Source organism: Mesorhizobium intechi (assembly GCF_002879535.1).
Classification (GTDB): Bacteria; Pseudomonadota; Alphaproteobacteria; order Rhizobiales; family Rhizobiaceae; genus Mesorhizobium; species Mesorhizobium intechi.
This window is the reverse complement of sequence record NZ_PNOT02000146.1, coordinates 1-1253: the sequence shown is the minus strand read 5'-3', so window position 1 is coordinate 1253 and position 1253 is coordinate 1. Positions and strand designations below refer to the sequence as shown.

At 59.2% G+C, this 1253-nt stretch carries 3 protein-coding genes; all 3 read left to right on the top strand.

Annotated elements, in window-relative coordinates; all coding sequences use genetic code 11:
* Positions 1–211, top strand: a 211-nt coding sequence (locus C1D09_RS33110; RefSeq protein ID WP_167514581.1) for a hypothetical protein, incomplete at its 5' end; no start/stop codon positions are given.
* Positions 212–311: 100 nt separating this feature from the next.
* Entirely contained in the window at positions 312–578 is a 267-nt protein-coding gene (locus C1D09_RS12465) for a type II toxin-antitoxin system ParD family antitoxin (protein ID WP_140893041.1), read from the top strand.
* 3 nt (positions 579–581) lie between these two features.
* A complete protein-coding gene (locus tag C1D09_RS12460; RefSeq protein WP_143974622.1) occupies positions 582–893 on the top strand; it encodes a type II toxin-antitoxin system RelE/ParE family toxin in 312 nt (103 codons plus the stop codon).
* The last annotated feature ends 360 nt before the right edge of the window (positions 894–1253 follow it).

Here is a 1253-nt window from a genome sequence, read left to right as displayed (position 1 = left end):
CCCGCCAGTCGCGACCTACTCGTCGCGATTGGTGCGAAGCCTGGCGGAGATCCAATCGCGCCCTCATTATGCGAACTTAGACAACGGCGAGAAACGCATCCCGTCGCCTGAAACCATCGAGGCTGGCCGCATGCTTCTTGGCCAGCTTGTATTCGAACCGCATCAGGAGCGGGTCGACCGCAATGACTACACGCTCGCCGTAGTGCCGTGAACTGCTCGGAGGGCCCCGCTGCCGCCGAACCGGCTCCTTCTGGCAATAGGTGACATCTATTGCTATATTCCCAAGGCAGGACATTTTTCCAGAGGTTGGGATGCCCAATTACGCCCTGAACGACCATTATGAGAGCTTCATTAGGAAGCAGCTCGAATCAGGTCGTTACAACAATGCCAGTGAGGTTGTCCGCGCCGGCCTGCGTATGCTCGAGGATTTCGAGGCGGAGCGGGAGAGATGGCTGCGCGAGGAAATCCCCGGGCGCCTGACTGAGCTCCAGCAGGATCCGGCAAAGGGGATTCCTGCCGATACCGTGTTCTCTCGGCTGGAGGCGCGCCATCGCGCGAAGCTGGCGAAAGCCAGGTAGGGGATGGAGTACCGGATTGTCTTCCATCCCATGGCGGAAGCTGAACTCGAACAACTCTATGATGACATAGCTGAGCGCGCGTCGCCGGCGATTGCCTGGAATCTCGTTGTCGGCATCCGCGACCATTGCCTGGGCCTGTCGACTTTTCCACAGCGGGGCACGGAGCGGGTCGAGATCATGCCCGGGCTGCGGATTGTTGGTTATCGGCGCGCCGTCAGCATCGCTTTCGCGGTCGAGAGCGAACGAGTGTTGATCCTGGGCATCTTCTACGCTGGGCGGAACATCACACCGGAACTGCTCGAAGACCGGTTTTGAGGCGTTGCTCAGATTGGCAGGGCGCTCGACATCCACCAGGTGACAGGCGATTCTCAAGCTGATGTCGGAGGGCCGGCGTCGAGGTAATGGTGAGCCCGGCGGGAATGATCGGCAGCGGACGTCCGTCGAGATTCAGCCAAGCCAACACACGAATTTCGGCCTTGTGGATATGCCGCCGAGAAATCGAAAAAACTTTCTGGATGTGTGTTGACAGTTCTGATTGGTGGCGACTATATACGCCTCACGAACGAGGGCGGTGCGCCGCTGGCGACGAAGAAGTTTGCTTCTAAGACTGCCCTCAGCGAGATTCAAGAGAGCCGCGTGAGCGACACTCGAACGGCCCCGAAGCCAGAAGCGTAA

Coding starts and splice junctions, on each gene's coding strand:
- C1D09_RS12465 (WP_140893041.1), top strand. CDS start 312: ATGCCCAATTACGCCCTGAACGACCATTATGAGAGCTTCATTAGGAAG.
- C1D09_RS12460 (WP_143974622.1), top strand. CDS start 582: ATGGAGTACCGGATTGTCTTCCATCCCATGGCGGAAGCTGAACTCGAA.